Source organism: Verruconatronum alginivorum, assembly GCF_056590205.1.
The window spans coordinates 5,077,501-5,094,577 of the sequence record NZ_JBWPVQ010000001.1 but is presented as its reverse complement, the minus strand read 5'-3'; the positions used below and the strand labels follow the sequence as shown (position 1 = coordinate 5,094,577).

At 60.6% G+C, this 17,077-nt stretch carries 15 protein-coding genes (1 of these 15 cut by a window edge); 10 read left to right on the top strand and 5 right to left on the bottom strand.

Annotated elements, in window-relative coordinates:
* Positions 1 to 151 precede the first annotated feature (151 nt).
* Positions 152 to 994 (top strand): PIG-L deacetylase family protein, encoded by an 843-nt coding sequence (locus ACWUI2_RS18635; RefSeq protein WP_486984349.1) that lies wholly within the window; start codon positions 152 to 154, stop codon positions 992 to 994.
* 202 nt (positions 995 to 1,196) lie between these two features.
* Here ACWUI2_RS18635 and ACWUI2_RS18630 read toward each other — a convergent pair whose 3' ends face one another.
* Positions 1,197 to 1,640 carry a MerC domain-containing protein gene (locus ACWUI2_RS18630; RefSeq protein WP_486984348.1) on the bottom strand — a complete coding sequence of 148 codons (444 nt, stop codon included), beginning with the start codon at positions 1,638 to 1,640 and terminating at the stop codon, positions 1,197 to 1,199.
* 297 nt (positions 1,641 to 1,937) lie between these two features.
* Between ACWUI2_RS18630 and ACWUI2_RS18625 the strand changes: the two genes are divergently transcribed.
* From ACWUI2_RS18625 to ACWUI2_RS18610, 4 genes are read left to right on the top strand one after another with little or no spacing between them, the layout of a single operon-like run.
* The gene (locus tag ACWUI2_RS18625) at positions 1,938 to 2,732 is read left to right on the top strand and encodes an SDR family oxidoreductase (protein ID WP_486984347.1); all 795 of its coding nucleotides are present in this window, start codon (positions 1,938 to 1,940) and stop codon (positions 2,730 to 2,732) included.
* 8 nt (positions 2,733 to 2,740) lie between these two features.
* Positions 2,741 to 5,128 (top strand): phosphoenolpyruvate synthase, encoded by a 2,388-nt coding sequence (gene ppsA, locus ACWUI2_RS18620; protein ID WP_486984346.1) that lies wholly within the window; start codon positions 2,741 to 2,743, stop codon positions 5,126 to 5,128.
* A complete protein-coding gene (locus ACWUI2_RS18615; protein ID WP_486984345.1) occupies positions 5,125 to 7,842 on the top strand; it encodes a cation-transporting P-type ATPase in 2,718 nt (905 codons plus the stop codon). Before ppsA ends, ACWUI2_RS18615 begins: the two co-directional genes overlap by 4 nt.
* Positions 7,843 to 7,899: 57 nt before the next feature.
* Entirely contained in the window at positions 7,900 to 8,034 is a 135-nt protein-coding gene (locus ACWUI2_RS18610) for a hypothetical protein (RefSeq protein WP_486984344.1), read from the top strand.
* Here the strand turns inward: ACWUI2_RS18610 and ACWUI2_RS18605 are convergent.
* From ACWUI2_RS18605 to ACWUI2_RS18590, 4 genes are all read right to left on the bottom strand, one after another.
* Entirely contained in the window at positions 8,024 to 8,653 is a 630-nt protein-coding gene (locus ACWUI2_RS18605; protein ID WP_486984343.1) for an RNA polymerase sigma factor, read from the bottom strand. The two genes, ACWUI2_RS18610 and ACWUI2_RS18605, sit on opposite strands and share 11 nt — an antisense overlap.
* Positions 8,654 to 8,722: 69 nt before the next feature.
* Complete coding sequence (locus tag ACWUI2_RS18600) at positions 8,723 to 9,169, bottom strand: periplasmic heavy metal sensor (protein ID WP_486984342.1); 447 nt, start codon at positions 9,167 to 9,169, stop codon at positions 8,723 to 8,725.
* Positions 9,166 to 9,513 (bottom strand): hypothetical protein, encoded by a 348-nt coding sequence (locus ACWUI2_RS18595; RefSeq protein WP_486984341.1) that lies wholly within the window; start codon positions 9,511 to 9,513, stop codon positions 9,166 to 9,168. Before ACWUI2_RS18595 ends, ACWUI2_RS18600 begins: the two co-directional genes overlap by 4 nt.
* 65 nt (positions 9,514 to 9,578) lie before the next feature.
* Positions 9,579 to 12,965, bottom strand: a complete 3,387-nt coding sequence (locus tag ACWUI2_RS18590; protein ID WP_486984340.1) for an ATP-binding protein — start codon at positions 12,963 to 12,965, stop codon at positions 9,579 to 9,581.
* 319 nt (positions 12,966 to 13,284) lie between these two features.
* Here ACWUI2_RS18590 and ACWUI2_RS18585 point away from each other — a divergent pair, with 319 nt between their 5' ends.
* From ACWUI2_RS18585 to ACWUI2_RS18565, 5 genes are all read left to right on the top strand, one after another.
* Complete coding sequence (locus ACWUI2_RS18585) at positions 13,285 to 14,079, top strand: thiazole synthase (protein ID WP_486984339.1); 795 nt, start codon at positions 13,285 to 13,287, stop codon at positions 14,077 to 14,079.
* A gap of 176 nt (positions 14,080 to 14,255) precedes the next feature.
* On the top strand, positions 14,256 to 14,588 hold the full coding sequence (locus tag ACWUI2_RS18580) for a Smr/MutS family protein (protein ID WP_486984338.1): 333 nt from the start codon (positions 14,256 to 14,258) through the stop codon (positions 14,586 to 14,588).
* Between the two features lie 234 nt (positions 14,589 to 14,822).
* The gene (locus ACWUI2_RS18575; protein WP_486984337.1) at positions 14,823 to 16,037 is read left to right on the top strand and encodes an outer membrane beta-barrel protein; all 1,215 of its coding nucleotides are present in this window, start codon (positions 14,823 to 14,825) and stop codon (positions 16,035 to 16,037) included.
* Positions 16,038 to 16,047: 10 nt separating this feature from the next.
* Complete coding sequence (locus ACWUI2_RS18570) at positions 16,048 to 16,746, top strand: polysaccharide biosynthesis/export family protein (RefSeq protein ID WP_486984336.1); 699 nt, start codon at positions 16,048 to 16,050, stop codon at positions 16,744 to 16,746.
* 38 nt (positions 16,747 to 16,784) lie between these two features.
* Positions 16,785 to 17,077, top strand: partial view of a GumC family protein gene (locus ACWUI2_RS18565; protein ID WP_486984335.1) — the start only. The gene runs 1,924 nt beyond the window's last position; only the first 293 of its 2,217 coding nucleotides appear in the window; its start codon is at positions 16,785 to 16,787; its stop codon lies beyond the right edge, outside the window.

Here is a 17,077-nt window from a genome sequence, read left to right as displayed (position 1 = left end):
CCGTTGGAGCGTCAGGTTGTTGGAGTCCCGCCTTCAGGCGGTCCCCACAGCTCAACGCAAAGACCGGCTAAAGCCGAAACTCCAACAAGGCAGACGCCCTACAGCGATCGGATGAATTCAATTCGCATTTGAAAACCCTAAATCTTTTATCATGAAACTTTCCCATTCCCATCACGACCTGTTCATTCCCGACGCCCGGCCCGCCACCGAAGGTTTGCCCCGTACCACCCATCTCGGAATTGGGGCCCACCAGGACGACCTCGAATTCATGGCGTTGCACGGCATCCTTCAATGTTTCCGACGGGCGGACCGTTGGTTCGGGGGCATCACCTGCACCGATGGCGCCGGCAGCGCCCGGACCGGCCTCTACGCCGATTTCACCGACGCCCAAATGAACGCCGTGCGGGCCGACGAACAGAAGGTTGCGGCCATTCTCGGTCAATATTCATTCATGGCCCAACTCGGCCATCCCAGCTCCGTCGCCAAAAATGCGACCGAACAGGGCCCGATGGTCGACGACATCGAAGCGATCCTTCTGGAGGCCCGCCCGGAGGTTGTTTACACCCACAATCCATTCGACAAACACGCGACCCACATCGGTGTTTTCCAAGCCACCTTGGCCGCCCTCCGCCGGCTTCCCGAGGATGCACGTCCGAAAAAGGTGTTCGGATGCGAGGTCTGGCGCGGCCTCGACTGGCTGCCGGATGAGTTCAAAGTGCTCCATGACGTCAGCGCCCATCCGAATCTGGCCGCCGCCTTGAATGGAGCCTTCGATTCCCAAATCATCGGAGGCAAACGCTACGACCGCGCGGTAGAAGGCCGTCGATTGGCCAACGCCACTTTCCTCGATTCCCATAGCATCGACGACGCCGAGCGGATCGCCTACGCGGTCGATCTCACCCCGCTGGTCGAAAACCCGAAACTTTCACCCTCCGACTTCGCCGGCCCTATTCTCGAAGCCTTCACCTCCTCGGTGTTCAAACTTCTGGAATGAGCGAGAACGCGCGCGCCGGTTCGGACGCCTCTGAAGTAGTGGGGTTGGCTTTGCCGCCCCATTTCCGAGCCGTTCGATGCGCGCACAAATCATCGACTCCGCCAGCGACGTAAGTCATCCCCTTCATCCGGTCATCCCCGGCCGCTGCGGTCGGGCGGCGAAGCCAACCCGACTACGGTAATTTACCCCAATTAACCCCGACTCAGCCGTGCGAATGGTCGCCGGAACAGGTGTGGCAACCGTCGCATAGCTTCCGATTCAGCAAGTGGCTGCCGATCAATCCCAAGGCGCCCGTCACTACCAGCAAGACTTCCAGCCATCCTTCGGCGAACAACTGACCCCAGACGATAAAAGCGGCGGCGGCGGCAAAGGTCAAAAACAGTCGCTTTTTCCGATGGATGCGAAAGCCCCAGCAAAGACAGGCGACCGCCAATAAGACCGCGGCAATCGCCAGCAACACCTCGATTCCTTCACCGATGAACATCATCGAGCTCACGGTCGGAATGGCCGCTACCAACAGCGGCAGAGCCAAACAATGGACGGCGCACGCGGCCGACACATAAACGCCCAACTGATCGACCCGGCGGGCCGATTCCGGCAGTGGCATCGTTTCATCCGACAAAGAGGAAATTCCTTCACTAGACATCGCCGATCACTATGAAGCCCCTCTTCCTTGATGCAAATGCAAATCATTAAAAATAAGAAAAAACTTTGCGACGGCGGCCTCCGCCCATCTCCCCGGCCCGTTCATTGGACACCGGCCCGTCGCCGGGTTAAGATGGTAAGGGAGACGCGTTTTTCACTAAAAGGAGGAACTATGATCAAACGGCACGAAGATATGCATCACGGCTTGAATGCCCCATCGAATCCAAAACGGAGCGAGATCCTTGAGGGCGAGCCCGGGCGCCAGCCCGATCAAAAATGGCCCGGCTCCGACCGGGAAATGAGTCCAAAAGCGGATCATGGAGAAGAGACCTACAAAGGGGGCGGAAAACTCGCCGGCAAGAAAGCGTTGATCACCGGCGGCGACAGCGGGATTGGCCGGGCGGTGGCGATCGCGTTCGCCCGGGAGGGGGCCGATGTGGCGATCGCCTACTACAACGAACATGAGGATGCCCGGGAAACCCTTTCGTGGGTCGAAAAAGCCGGTCGGAAAGGGATCGCGATGGATGGAGACATCCAAGACCGGTCCCATTGCGAATCATTGATCGAACGGACTGTGGATGAGCTCGGCGGCATCAACATTTTGGTCAACAATGCCGCGTTCCACCATGAGGTGGAAAACTTTCTCGAAATCACCCCGGAACAACTCGAACGCACCTTCCGGACGAACTTCTTTTCCTACTTCTGGACGGCCCAATGCGCGGTGCCCCGCATGCGCGCCGGCGACGTCATCCTCAACGTCGGCTCAGTCGTCGCCTTCAAGGGACATCCCCGGCTCACCGACTACGCCGCGACCAAGGCCGCGATCCACAACTTTACCCGAAGCCTCGCGGTCAGCCTGGCCGACCAGGGAATCCGGGCCAACACCATCGCCCCCGGACCGGTTTGGACTCCCCTGATCCCGGCGACCCGGTTCGAGGACAAAGTCGAGTCGTTTGGTTCGAGCAACCTTTGGGGACGGGCCGCCCAACCGGCCGAAATCGCGCCTTCGTTCGTTTTCCTGGCGTCGGAGGACGGCCGATTTTACACCGGTGAGATCTTATCCCCGACCGGCGTTCCGCTCACCTCTCGCTGAAAACTCCGATGGCGGAGAACAACGAATACATCCGCTGGTTCGACACCCTTGGTTCGAACGACGTCCCGGCAGTTGGAGGCAAGAACGCTTCCCTCGGCGAGAGGCTGCGCGAACTGAAGGAACAGGGAATCCGCGTGCCGGACGGATTCGCTACGACGGCCCAGGCTTACCGGGATTTCATCGCCGAAAATGATTTGGAGGAGAAGATCCGTCACCAAATCGACCGGATGAAACGGAAAAAGCAAACCCTCGACCGAACCGGCAGCGAAATCCGAAAACTGATCGGCAAAGCGGAATTCTCCGATGACCTTCGGGCGGCGATCACCGGCGCCTACCAGGAGCTTTCGCGGCGCTACAAAAGCCGGAAATTGAGCGTCGCCGCCCGCAGCAGCGCCACCGCCGAGGACTTGCCCGAAGCGAGTTTCGCCGGCCAGCAGGAGACCTTTCTCAATGTGACCGGGGAGCGCGACCTCCTGGAGGCTTGCCGCGGTTGCTTGGCATCCTTGTTCACCAACCGCGCCATCAGTTACCGGGAGGACAAAGGCTTCGACCATCTGGAAGTGGCCCTCTCGGTCGGTATCCAAAAAATGGTGCAAGCCGACAAGGGGGCCGCCGGGGTGATGTTCACGCTCGACACCGAATCCGGATTTACCGATGCCGTCGTCATCAGCGCGGCCTGGGGACTTGGCGAAACGGTCGTCGGGGGCGAAGTCAATCCGGACGATTACCTCGTCTTCAAGCCTTTGCTCGCCCAATCCGGATTGGTCCCGATCATTCGCAAACGCAAAGGAACGAAAGAGATCAAGGCCGTTTACGCCCGAGGCAGAGGAGCCAAGGTCAAGAACGTGAAAACCGGACGTAAGGAGCGCGCGGCGTTCGTCTTGAGCGATGAACAAATCCTGACCCTGGCCCGCTGGGGATGCGTCATTGAAAAACACTACGGCAAACCGATGGACATCGAATGGGCGCAGGACAAATCCGGCGATGTATTCATTGTCCAGGCACGGCCCGAAACGGTGCAATCCCGCAAACAGCTCGGAGTGCTCAAGACCTACGCCCTACGCGAGCGTTCCCGGGAACTGGTCCGTGGCGCGGCGATCGGCGACGCGATCGCCGCCGGAAAGGTCCGGGTGTTGAAAAAACCGCAGGAGGGCGACCGCTTCAAAGACGGGGAGATTTTGGTTACCGAGATGACCGACCCCGACTGGGGGCCGATCATGGAACGGGCCGCCGCCGTGGTCACCGACCTCGGAGGAAGAACCGCCCACGCGGCGATCGTCAGTCGCGAGCTGGGGATCCCGGCGGCGGTCGGTTGCGGGAATGCGACCAAGGTTCTCAAGACCGGCCAGGAAGTCACCCTCTCCTGTGCCGAAGGGGACGAAGCGATCCTTTACAAAGGAATCCTGAAGTTCGACGAAAAGGAGATCCAGCTGGAGAGGGCTCCCGAGACCCGCACCCGGATCATGATGAATATCGCCAGTCCGGGCGCCGCCATGCGCTGGCACAAACTGCCTTGCCGGGGCATCGGTTTGGCCCGGATCGAATTCATCATCAGCAATTCGACTCAGATCCATCCGTTGGCCCTCCTGGAGCCCAAACGGGTGACCGACAAGGCCGCGAAAAAGCGGATCGCCGCGTTGACCGCCGGATACAAACGGAAACCGGACTTTTTCGTCGATCACCTCGCCTATGGCATCGCCCAAATCGCCGCGTCCCAATATCCGGATCCGGTGGTGGTCCGGACCAGCGACTTCAAAACGAACGAATACGCCGGACTGATCGGCGGGGAGGATTTTGAGCCCCGCGAAAGCAATCCGATGCTTGGATTCCGCGGAGCATCACGCTACTACAACGACCATTACCGCGATGGCTTCCTCCTCGAGTGCCAGGCCCTCCGCCGGGTCCGGGAAGTTATGGGGTTCGACAATGTAGTGGTGATGATTCCGTTTTGCCGCACCCCGGAAGAGGGCGACCGGGTTCTCGAAGTGATGAAGGAGGCCGGCCTGGAGCGCGGGCGAAACGGTCTCAAAATTTACGTGATGATTGAGATCCCGTCCAACGTTCTCCTCGCCAAAGACTTCGCCGACCGATTCGACGGTTTCTCGATCGGCTCCAACGACCTGACCCAACTGGTGCTCGGGGTCGATCGCGACAGCCGGGAGTTGAAGCATTTGTTCGACGAGCAAAACAAGGCGGTCAAACTCGCCATCTCCAATTTGATCCGCGACGCCCACGAAAAGAAACGCCCCGTCGGAATTTGCGGCCAGGCTCCCAGCGACCATCCGGAATTCGCCGAGTTTCTGGTGAAAGCCGGCATCGATTCGATCTCCTTGAACCCCGATAGTGTCTTGCCCGTTCTGGAAAGAGTCTCCAAGCTGGAATCGGAGCACCCATGAACCAGCCCGCCGACCGAACCGACCCTTCGAATCCGTCCTCGACTCCCTGGCACTCCGTCGCCGCCGACGAAGCGGTGACCCGCTTGGGCTCTCACCCTTCGGACGGCCTAACGGACGAAACCGCCCGCCAACGCCTCGACGAATACGGGCCGAACACCCTTCCCCGACAAAGCGGCCCAGGGCCAATCCAACGTTTCCTGGCCCAATTCCACAACATCCTCATTTACATTTTGCTGGCGGCCGCCGTCGTCACCGCTCTCCTCCAACACTGGATCGACAGCGCGGTCATCCTCGGCGTGGTGATCGTCAACGCCATTGTCGGCTTCATCCAGGAGGGGAAGGCCAACCAGGCTCTCGACGCCATCCGTAAGATGCTGTCGCTCGACGCCCAAGTGATGCGTGGAGGCAGAAAACGCAAAATCCCCGCCGACCAACTGGTCCCGGGCGACATCGTTTTCCTGCAATCGGGGGACAAAATCCCTGCCGACATCCGTCTGCTCGACTGCAAGGACCTCCAAATCCAGGAAGCGATCCTGACCGGCGAATCCGAAGCGGTCGAAAAATCTCCCGAACCGGTCGAGCAAAACTCCGGTCTGGGCGATCGACTCTCGATGGCCTATTCCGGAACAATCGTCTCCCAAGGCCGGGGCCGCGGAATCGTCACCTCCACCGGCGGGCAAACCGAGATCGGACGGATCAGCGAAATGGTCTCCGAGGTGGAAGAACTCACCACCCCCCTTCTGCGCCAGATCAATCGATTCGGCTGGTGGCTGAGTCTGGTGATTCTCGGTTCGAGCGCGGCGGTTTTCGCCTTCGGTTTTTTCCTCCGCGATTACACCTTCGACGAGCTCTTTCTCGCCACCGTCGGCATCGCCGTCGCGGCCATCCCGGAAGGATTGCCCCCGATCATGACCATCGCCCTCGCAATCGGCGTCCGCCGGATGGCGCAACGCAACGCCATCATCCGGAAATTGCCGGCGGTCGAAACCCTCGGCTCTGTCACGGTGATTTGTTCCGACAAGACCGGAACCCTCACCCGCAACGAAATGACGGTCCGGACCATAATCACCGGAGCCCGGAATTTCACTGTCACCGGCACCGGCTACGAGCCGAAGGGCGAGATCAAAGCCGATGGCAACAAAGCCGATTCCTCCGACCACCCGGTCCTCCGCGAACTTCTCCATGCCGCGGTCCTCTGCAATGACTCGCAACTCGACCAGGACGAGGATGGCATTTGGAAACTGAACGGGAATCCTACGGAAGGTGCGCTTTTGACCCTCGCCCTCAAAGCCGGTTTCTCCCGCGACCATCTGAATCAACAAACGCCCCGCACCGATCACGTCCCCTTCGAGTCCGAGCACAAATACATGGCGACTCTCCACCAGGACGCCGACATCATCTACGTCAAAGGAGCGCCCGACCGTCTCCTCGACATGTGCTCCGCCCAGCGGGGCCCGGATGGCGACACCCCGATCGACCGGGATTTTTGGATACGCAAACTGGAGGAGACCGCCGCCCGCGGCGAACGCCTCCTCGCTCTCGCTTCCAAGCCCGCAAGCGCCGCCTCTCAAATCGATCATTCCCACGTGCAGCAGGACCTCGTCCTGGTCGGGTTGGTCGGCATCCTCGACCCCCCACGCGAAGAGGCGATCCAAGCGGTCAAGACCTGTCACGCCGCGGGCATCCGGGTAAAAATGATCACCGGGGACCACGCCGCGACCGCCTGCTCCATCGCCGCGCAAATGAATATCGGCGACGGTCGGCACGCGATCACCGGCCACGACATCGAATCAACCGGAGACGACAAACTCTACCGGTTGGCCGAGGAAAACGATGTCTTTGCCCGGACCAGCCCGGAACACAAGCTCCGGTTGGTCCAGGCGTTGCAGAAACGAAACCACGTGGTGGCAATGACCGGCGACGGGGTGAACGATGCTCCGGCGCTGAAGCGGGCCGACGTCGGGGTGGCGATGGGAATCAAAGGTTCCGAGGCGTCCAAGGAAGCCGCCGAGATGGTTCTGGCCGACGACAATTTCGTCTCGATCGAACATGCCGTCGAAGAGGGCCGCACGGTTTACGCCAATCTCCGGAAAACGCTCCTGTTCCTCCTCCCGACCAATGGCGGCCAAGCCAGCATCATCGTGCTGGCGATCCTGATGGGGAGCGTCCTCCCGATCACCCCGGTGCAAATCCTTTGGGTCAACATGGTCTCGGTGGTCACCCTCGCCCTCGCCCTCGCCTTCGAACCGCCGGAACGCGGCTTCATGCGAACGCCGCCCCGGGATCCGTCAGAGCCGATACTGACCGGCTACTTCGTTTTCCGAATCGCCTACGTTTCATTGATCTTGCTGGCCTTGGCGTTCGGATCGTTCGTCTACATGAAGGAGGCGGCCAGCCTGGAGGTGGCCCGGACCACCGCCGTTAATGTCCTGGTGATGGCGAGCATCTTCTATCTGTTCAGCAGCCGCTACATTTACGGCAACGTCCTGACCCGCGAAGGTCTATTCGGCAATCCAAAGGTTTGGCTCGCCATCGGCGTCCTCCTGGTCCTGCAGGCCGCCTTCACCTATCTGCCGCCCGTCCAGGTGCTGTTCGGAACCGCCGCTCTGCCGGCGGGAACCTTGCTCCTGGTGCTCGCCGCCGGACTGGTCACGCTTCTGGTGGTCGAACTGGAAAAGCTTTGCACCCGCCGCCTGACCGGTCGAACCGCCTGACGGAAGAACGTCCCTACCGTTTTTGCGAAATCAGCTCAGTTTGCTTAGATTGGAGAGGTGAAACTCCTGAAATTTCTGCTTAAAGGCTGGTTGATCAAAAAGTTCGGAATGAAGCTGGCGGTCGGCGGCTTCATCGTGCTGATTTTGATCATACTGTTCGTCGTCGGATCGGTTTTCCTGTTCACAATGTGATAAACGGCGGGGGCCGCCCCGGAATCACATCGTCGCGCAGGAAACGAGCGAGCCGCTTTTTCAAGAAACCTCGGGCCCGGTAGAGCCGGGTCTCCACTGCTTTGGGAGAGCACCCGGCCACCTCGGCGATCTCCTGGTGCGACATTCCTTCGTATTGAAATAAAATCAGTGCCACCTTGAGGTCGTCCGGCAATTCTCCGATCACCTCCTTCACCGCGTCGATCCGTTCCCCCCGCAACAGAGAATCATCCGGTGAAGTCGCCCGCTCGTCCTCCAGCCACTCCTCGCCGTCCGTTGTCCGGCCGTCGTCGGAGGGAAATTCGAGGGGCACCGAGGGATGCCGTTTGCGCCACCGCGCCCGATTTCGGCAAAGATTAGCGGCGATCGTAAACAACCAGGTGGAAAATTTCCCTTTCGGCCGGTAACGTTCCCGACTCTGATAAACCCGCACGAACGTCTCCTGCGCCACGTCCGACGCGTCGACTTGATTTTGGGTATATCGAAAGGCGAACGACAACAACGGTCCCTGCCAACGTTCGATCAAGATCGAAAGCGCCCCGTCGTTTCCATCCCGCAACTCCTGCATCAGGGTGGCGTCGCTCTTTTCTTCGGCGGTCATCGTTTCGCGGAGATGTTATTAAAATAGCCGACGAAGGCAAACCGAGGCGACATTCCTCGCGATTTCCTTTTAATGCCCATGCATCTCGCGGGTGAATTGTCCTCGCGCCATTTCGAGGTATCGCTGCCGGTGCTCCGGCTCCATCACCGCCGCGACGGCGTAAATATGCTGGAGCATCGACCGGTTGCACTCTTCCTTGATGCGGGTCAGGTGCACCAGTTTTCCGTCGATGGTCTCCGAATAGTCCGCCGATTCGAGCATCGCCCGCTCAAACTCCCGCTTCGCCTCGACCACCATCGCGCACAGGGTTTCACAAACCGGAGCGTATTCGGCGTGGATTCGCTGGACTTGCGCGAACTGTTCGTCGCTCAAGGCAAATTCAACCCGGAGCCATTCCAGCCGGTCGGACTCGCCGCCCCGTTTGTCCGCCGCCGCATGATGCCAGGTCGAATAACTGCCAAACGCCACCACGCCCAGCGCGACAGCCGTTAAGATTGCCCAGACCCAGTTTTTCATTGGTGGACGTGTTCGTGCCGTGCTAAGGCAACCGGGTTGATCGATTCAAAATACGCCTGCTGGGGACTCTGGACGGAAGCGATCTCCCGCTCCCCTTGCAACCGCACCTCCGCCAAACCAATCCCCGCCAGGATCGCCCCCATCCCGAGACAAGCGGCCATGGCTAATCCGGTCCACCGCTCCTGGAACGACACAACTTTCCGATCGTCGCCAACGGTTTCCCATCGGGTCTCTTCCCGCTCGGAGATCTTCCGCCAGACCGCCGCCCCGAAATCAGGATTGCGCCGCGCCGACGGTTGCCATTCCCCGAGGAGCCGGTCGAGTTTCGCGTCTTCGTCTTTCATCTGCCAAGTCTAACCCCACTCCCGCGAAAAACCCTTCAAGGTTTTTCGATGGCCGGAAACGATCCTCAAAACCGCTTGAAAACTTCTTCCACCAAGGGCCATGCCCCCTGGACGAATCCTTCGCGCCCGGGCAGACCGGATTCAATCCGTTCCAAGGCCTCGGACCACCCGTCGTCGCCCAGGTGGGCCGCGAGATAAACCTCAAACACTTCCAACGAAAATCGATCGGGCCATTCCTCGCGCCACGCACCGACCGCCGCCCTCAATTCCTCGACGTGTCCGGATTGGATCGAGTCCTCAATCAGGACGTCGACCGGGGGCGCATCCCGGCCACCCGCGCCGACGGTCCGTTCGACCCAACGTGAGGCCGGGGTGGCAAACGGTTGCACCGCATAAAGATGACGGTCGGGATTCGGTTCCGCCACGTAATCTCTCAGGAGTCGGAGCACCCCTTCCCGATCCTCTTCCTCCCGATAGAGTCTGGAGAGAGCCACTCGAATTTGCTCGGTGAACCCGATCGGATTCAACCGCAACCCATTGGCCCACGCCCGAGCCGCGTCAGCCCGTTCCCCTTGCCTCAACAGTCGTTCCCCGAGTGGCCGAATTAAGTGCTCGGTCGGCTGCAATCCGTAAAACTGGTCCATCGACGCCGCTTCCGGCGCCGACCACTCGTCGAAAAAGTCGACCCAACGGGCCAAATCGCCCGCCTTCTCGAAGACGTCCAACACGCTGGTGAAATCGATCAACACCATCTGGGCATCTTGGTGCGCCAATTCCCAATACTCCTCCGCCGCCAATTCGGCAAACTCCTCCCGGGCCAACCATTCGGCATAACCAACCCGTGCCTCGCGATCGTCCGGACGCAATTCGAACGCGGTCCGGTAGTGTTTGAGCGCCGTCTCCCGATGCCGGCGACGAGCTTCGCCATCCCCCCGGTCCGCCGCCTGGGAAGCTTGGTAGGTCGCCTGATCCCCCAGCAGGACATGCAGCGTCCGGGAGCCCGGAGCCAATGTCAGGAGCATTTCCAAATCGCGGGCATATCCCTCGATTTCGCCGGTGCGATCCAAAACCCGGTGGGCGCCGGCGCGCAAACGGTCGAATGGACGGGCCGGAGAAAGCGCCGGATCCTTCAACAACACGAACCTGGCCTGACCCGCCGCCCGTTCCCGCTCTCCTTCCGCCAATAGAACCTCCCACCGCAATTCCTGAAACAACTCCCCATCATGCCAACCGACTTCCTCCGCCCGGACTCCTTCCAACCAGGCGGTTCCGGCGTCCCGGTCGCCGACCGAGAGCAAGCCGGCCGCCACTCGCAACCGATCCCCTCCAGGCAACCGGACTTCACTCAAGGCCCGGGCGTCCCGCGTCGCTTCCTCCGCATCGCCCGCCGCGACCGCCCAAGCAAATCGCAGACGCAACGCCGCTTCCCGAAGCGGGCCGCCATTGGCCACTACTTCCTCCAACGACTCCCGCGCCTCCGCGAAATCCTCCCGCATTCCCAGCAAATAAGCCTCCAACACCCGCAGAGCCGGATCCTTCAATTCCTCCGCGCTTTGGCGAATCACCGCCAAAGCCTCCTCCTCTTCGCCCGACCAAACATGGAACGTCGCGAGCGCCGCCGCCGCCCCGGCCCGTCGATTCTCCGGCAACTCGGCGCGACTCCCGGCAATTTTTTCTTTCAACAATCCCGCCGCGTCGCTTTGCGCGACCGTGGAAAACGCTCCCTGGAGTTCTTCCATCTCCATTTCATTGAAAAAGGGACCGGGGGGCGGAAACGGTCCCGCCCGCTCCCAATCGACCGGGACAAAAAAACGGGCGCGGGGATCTTTCGAATAGACCGGTTCCAAATATTCGGCGACCAAATCCGCCGCTCGATCAAACCTGCCTTCACGCATAAAAAGTCCCGCCAAATATAAAAGCGCCGATCGCAATTCCTCCGCTGAACCGTCGGCGATCGCCGCCCGGTAATATCCCACGGCCCCTTCGATATCACCCTCCTCGACCGCCCGCTGCATCCGTTCCAGCGCCTGTTCCCTCGGATCGGCCTCTCCGGTCATCTCCGGGCGTTCACCCAGCCGACGAAGAATTCGGGCCTGCAGTTCATCCGTCCGCTCCGCGAAACCGGACGGTCGCTCATCTTCAAACTTGCCGGCGATTTTCGGAGTCAATTGCAGCACACGTTCGCCGACTTCCGGAAACCGGCTCGAACTCAGAACATAACGGTTCATCGCGAAGAGCGAGAATTCGGCCGCCCCATTGTCCCTCACCTCGCTTTCGACAAACGCCTCGACCTCGTCCAACATCGCCTTCGGCGCACCCATGGCCGCGAACGCGAGGATCCTCGGACCGGCCGCTTGCCCGCCCGCATCGAGGCCGTCCCTCACCCGGGCGAGAAAATCCCCGCTCGACTCGACCGGAAGCCGCAACTCCCGCAGATAATGCAACGCGAGATCGCGGGCCTGTTCGACGCTCCCCACCCGGACGTTGTCGTCGAATCCCGACAACATAAAATCCCGCGCCATCGGACTACCGTAGCGACCCGTCGCCCGGGAAATCCGGTTCTTCACCGAAAACCGGTTCGGCAAAAAAGCGTTAAGACGCTGAAAGTAACGTATTCCGCTTGCTCCGGCGGTCGCCTCCCGGGTTTCGAAAATCCGCCAAAACATCTCCTCCGCCTCCTCGATTCGTCCTTGAAACAGCCGAAGTTCCGCCAGGGCAAACAGAACCACCAGGTTCTCTTCCGAATTTCTCCACCCCTGTTCGAGAAGCGCGATGGTCGGATCAAATGCCTCATTCTCCGTCAGCTCCGGCAAAAACCCCCGCCACAGCTCCCCTTCCGTTTCGAGGCGCCCCATCCTACTTTCCACAAATTCAGCCAAATCATCCCCGGCTTCCGCCCGGATCAAGGCCTCGATATAATGAATCACCGATTCGGCTGAATCGTCCGCCTCCATTCCCACGCGAAAAAGCGCGATCGCCTCCTCCGCCGACCCGGTCTCCGCCGCCCAGACCGCCCGCTGCAACTCCAAGGTCCCCGCGAACCGCTCCGGCAACTCCGCATCCGACAAGTCGGCGATTTCATTCCGGGCCGTCGCCAGATCATCGAGAAACTGCCAAACCGCCGCCCGCATCACCGCCGCCTCCCACGGTTCCCCCGGAGCCCGCGCCGGGTCCTCGAACACCGCCAGCCCTTCCCGGAGTCGACCGCCGATAAACTGCGCCCGGGCCCACGGCCCCGCCAACGCGAGACGGGCCTCCGGCCCTTCGGCCTCGGCGAGAGCGGCCCGGTACAGGTCGATTCCCCCCGCAAGATCGCCTTCCTCCAACTTCGCTTCCGCTTCGGGCAACAAAGCCTCGGACCAACCGCCGGCACCGTCGCCCGGACCATGACCCCAAACTCCGGCGGCCGCCCCGCAGACCAACGCCACAACCACTCCCGCCCCCCTCGTCATCCTTCCGAATCTCGTTGCCATAAAGCCCCATTCTCCCCGCCTCCCTCGCCTTTTGCAAGCCAACGGAAAGAACCGCTGGAAGCGACCGTCGTGTCATTGCGAGGAGGCTCCGCCGACGAAGCAATCCACGAAACAGCGACCCGCGCCCCCTTTACCGGAACGTGGATTGCCGCGTCAGTCGTTCCTCCTTCCTCGCAATGACAGATGATTGTCTGTTTTTCCCACCACTTTCAATCGCGCCCGAAGCGACTTCGCGCGAATCCGATCAATTATCTTTTGCCTCAGCCCGGTTTCCTTCTAGATTCGGAAATTCGATTTTATGACCACTCTGTTTCCATCCGAACCGCTGGTGATCGCCGGCCGCGAGTTTCGTTCGCGGCTCTTTGTCGGCACCGGCAAGTTTTCCAGCAACGAGACCATGAAGGAAGCTTTGGCGGCTTCCGAAACGGAATTGGTCACCGTCGCCTTGAAACGAGCCGACTTGAGCGGACAAAAGGATCCGTTCGCCAACATACTCGATTATCTGGAATCCGACCGCTACCTGATCCTGCCCAACACCGCCGGGGCCATGAACGCCGACGAAGCGGTCCGGCTGGCCCGGTTGGCCCAGGCCGCCGGACTCCCGAATTGGGTGAAACTCGAAATCCATCCCGACCCGAATTACCTCCTGCCCGATCCGATCGAAACGCTCAAGGCCGCCGAGATCCTGGTCGCCGAAGGGTTCGTCGTGCTCCCTTACATCAACGCCGATCCGGTTCTGGCCCAGCGCCTTCAGGACGTCGGCACCGCCACGGTGATGCCTCTCGGTTCTCCGATCGGCAGCAATCGCGGCCTCGACACCCGGCACCAGCTCGAAATCATCATCGAGCAGGCGCGCGTCCCGGTGGTGATCGACGCCGGAATCGGCCAACCGTCGCACGCCGCCGCCGCGTTCGAACTGGGAGCCGACGCGGTTTTGGTCAACACCGCCATCGCCATCGCCTCCGACCCGATCCGCATGGCCCGCGCCTTCGCCGCCGCCGCCCAAGCCGGCCGGTGCGCCTTCGAATTGGGCCTCCCGGAAGCCGGAAACAAGGCCGAACCAACCAGTCCTCTCACCGCTTTTCTCGATTAAAAAGCGGATGTGAATAATTTTTTGAACTTTTTCCCGCGACCCGTTTCTGAGAACTTGTTAAAACGAATAGAGCTCACGCTCTATTTCCTTCTGCAAGGATTCGTTTTGATCTACGGTTATTGGGTTCCGGGACCGTCGGCGAAAGCCGGCGGTCCTTGGGCGTACGGACCTTTCGCATGACCGATTTCCCGGATAATCCCGACGAGGAGGAGCCGATCGAAATTCCGATCGACGGGACCCTCGATCTGCACACCTTTCGTCCCAACGAAGTCGGCGACCTCGTTCCGGAATACCTCTCCGCCTGCCGCGCGAAAGGAATCCTTGAGGTCCGGGTGATCCATGGCAAAGGAACAGGAACGCTCCGCCGCACCGTTCAGAGTTTGCTGGCCCGCCTCCCGACGGTCGTTTCCTACCGCCAGGCCGACCCGATCGCCGGAGGCTGGGGTGCGACCATCGTGACCCTCCTTCCCCCCAAGCCGCCTCTCTCAAAGGGGACACCACCCGCGTAAACTCAGGGGTTCTCCCATCGAGGGGTGGGGCCCTCGACAAGATTTTAACCTGTTGCCCATCCTGCGGATATGGCCCGACAGGCCGACTTCCCGCAGCCCCAAAGTCCCTCACTCATTGTTTCCCGGAATATTCCGACCGGTGATTCCCCTGTCTACCTCGCCCAATGCCTGAGAACCGTGACAGGGGTCGGCCCGATTGTCCGGAACCGCCCCCTTTCTTATAGTGCATTATCGATGAAAGTCTCTGTTTCCAACGAACCTATTCGCCGGAATAGGAAAAGCCGGTTGTTGCCGGGCGTCGCCCCCCCGCGGATGGGGCGCGCCGCAGCCGGATTGGGATTGTTTTTGGCGCTCTTCACGGCAGTCCCTCCCTCAGTCACCGCGTTCTGGGAAGTCGCTCGGGGTGAAGTGATTCTGAACACTGAGGGCCGGTTGGTTTACGACTCAAATATCTACGGCCGTAGTGGAGCGCCCAGTGATGTGATCCTATCTTTGATTCCCGAACTCCAATTCCTGCGTCAAGCCGGTCGGGGAACGATCGACGCTCGGGCGGGGGTCAATGTGACCCGGTTTCTCGATGTCTCTGCCGAGGATTCCGAAGATTTTTTTGGCTCCCTGCGCGTCACCTATCCAGTCAGCGCCGATTCGCCCTTGGATGGTGAGGCTTTCGTCGCCTTTACCCAGGAGACGGCCGTCGACGATTTCGTCAACGACCGGGTCCGCACGGAGCAAACGGTCCTCGGGCTTACCACCACCTATCGGGTCAGCGAGCGGTTGGGATTGAGCAACACCCTCGCCTACGACCGAACCACGGTGAACAACTTCAGCAACATCGACTCGATCACCGGCACTTTCGGATTCCGCTGGAGCTACTCCCCTCACTTGGATTGGTTCGCGGATTACCGGATCCGACAGGCCCAATCGAGCGGAAATGTACCGGCGGACGGCGCCGAGGTGGACAACCTTGACCACGCCCTCTTTTTGGGAGCGGTTGGTGTCCTCGCTCCGAAGCTGACCGGAAGCGTGGCCGCCGGTTATCAACACACCGACGCCCGGGGAGCCGGGCCCGACCGAGGACTTCTCGTCACCGTGATTTCAGTGATCTGGGACTGGCGGCCCAAGACCGACGTCACGCTCTCCGCCAATCGAGACGTCGATATCTCGCCGACGGACGAATCCGTCGAAACGACAGGGCTCTACCTCGACGTCGATCACGAATTGAACCAAAAGATCGATCTTCGCGGGCGGGTCGGCTTCCGCCATCTCGATTTCCGCGGCGAGCGCGCCCGCCGCGACGACAGCTTCTACCTGGGGGCGGGAGTCGACTATGAGTTTTCCCGCTACTGGAACGCGGGGTTCCGCTATGCGCTGACAGCGAATTCGTCCAACGAAGCACCCGCCGATTTTATCCGTCAAACCGTCCAACTCTTTACTCGATACTCCTTCTAGTGCGACATCTATGATCGAATCGACTTTAACCGCAGGCAATCGTCGGCCGAAACGCGCAGCCTTCGCCGGAGCGTTTTGGCTGATCCACCTGGTATGCGTCGCTTTGCTTTTCGCGGCGAATCCGTCGACGCTGGAGGGCCAATCCGAATCCTCCGCCAACCTCAGGGAAAACCGCAGCGCCGCCGCTGCCAATTATCAGTTGAGCGTCCGCGATCGAATTGAACTCATCGTCTACGGCGAGCCGGATTTGACCGTCGAGCAGCGGATCGACGGGCAGGGGCAGGTTCGCGTCCCCCTTCTCGGAACCACCCGCTTGGCGGGAATGACGGTCCGCCAAGCCGAAGAATTCCTCGAAAAGGAATACGTGGAGAACCGGTTCCTGCGTGAACCGATGGTCACGATTCGGGTGGCCGATTACGCCCCGAAAGAGGTTTCCGTCCTCGGGGCGGTCGCCTCTCCCGGAAAACTGGAGTTTCCGATTGAAGCCAATTCTCTCGACATCGTCGAAGTGATCTCCCGGGCCGGCGGCTTCACCGGTATCGCCCGCTCCAACCGAGTCCGGGTCACCCGCAAAGGCCCCGGCGGTCAAACCATGGACTTCACGGTGAATGTCGAACGAATGATCACCGGTCGAGGCCGCGGCGACTCCGTAGACCGGGTCGACATCCATCCCGGCGATGTGATCTGGGTGCCCGAAAGACTGTTTTAAAACACCCCTCCTACCGAAACTTACATCCATCATTTCCTATGAGGTCCAACGGCAACCAATCCAATTTTCACGACGATTCCCGAAAAAGCGGCCCGCCTCGACGGAGCGCCCAGACAACCGGACAAAACGAGCAACGCTCCCTCCGGGACTATCTCCTCATGATCCGGGAGCGCTGGTTGCTCGGCTTTCTCGCCGCTGTGGTGCTGGTCGGTCTACTTGCCGCCCACCAGATCCGTAAACCGAACGTCTTCGAAGCTCACTCCAGCCTCCTCTTCGAAATCACCAATCCCCAGATCGTCGACATCGAAGAGGTGGTTGACACTACCTTGCA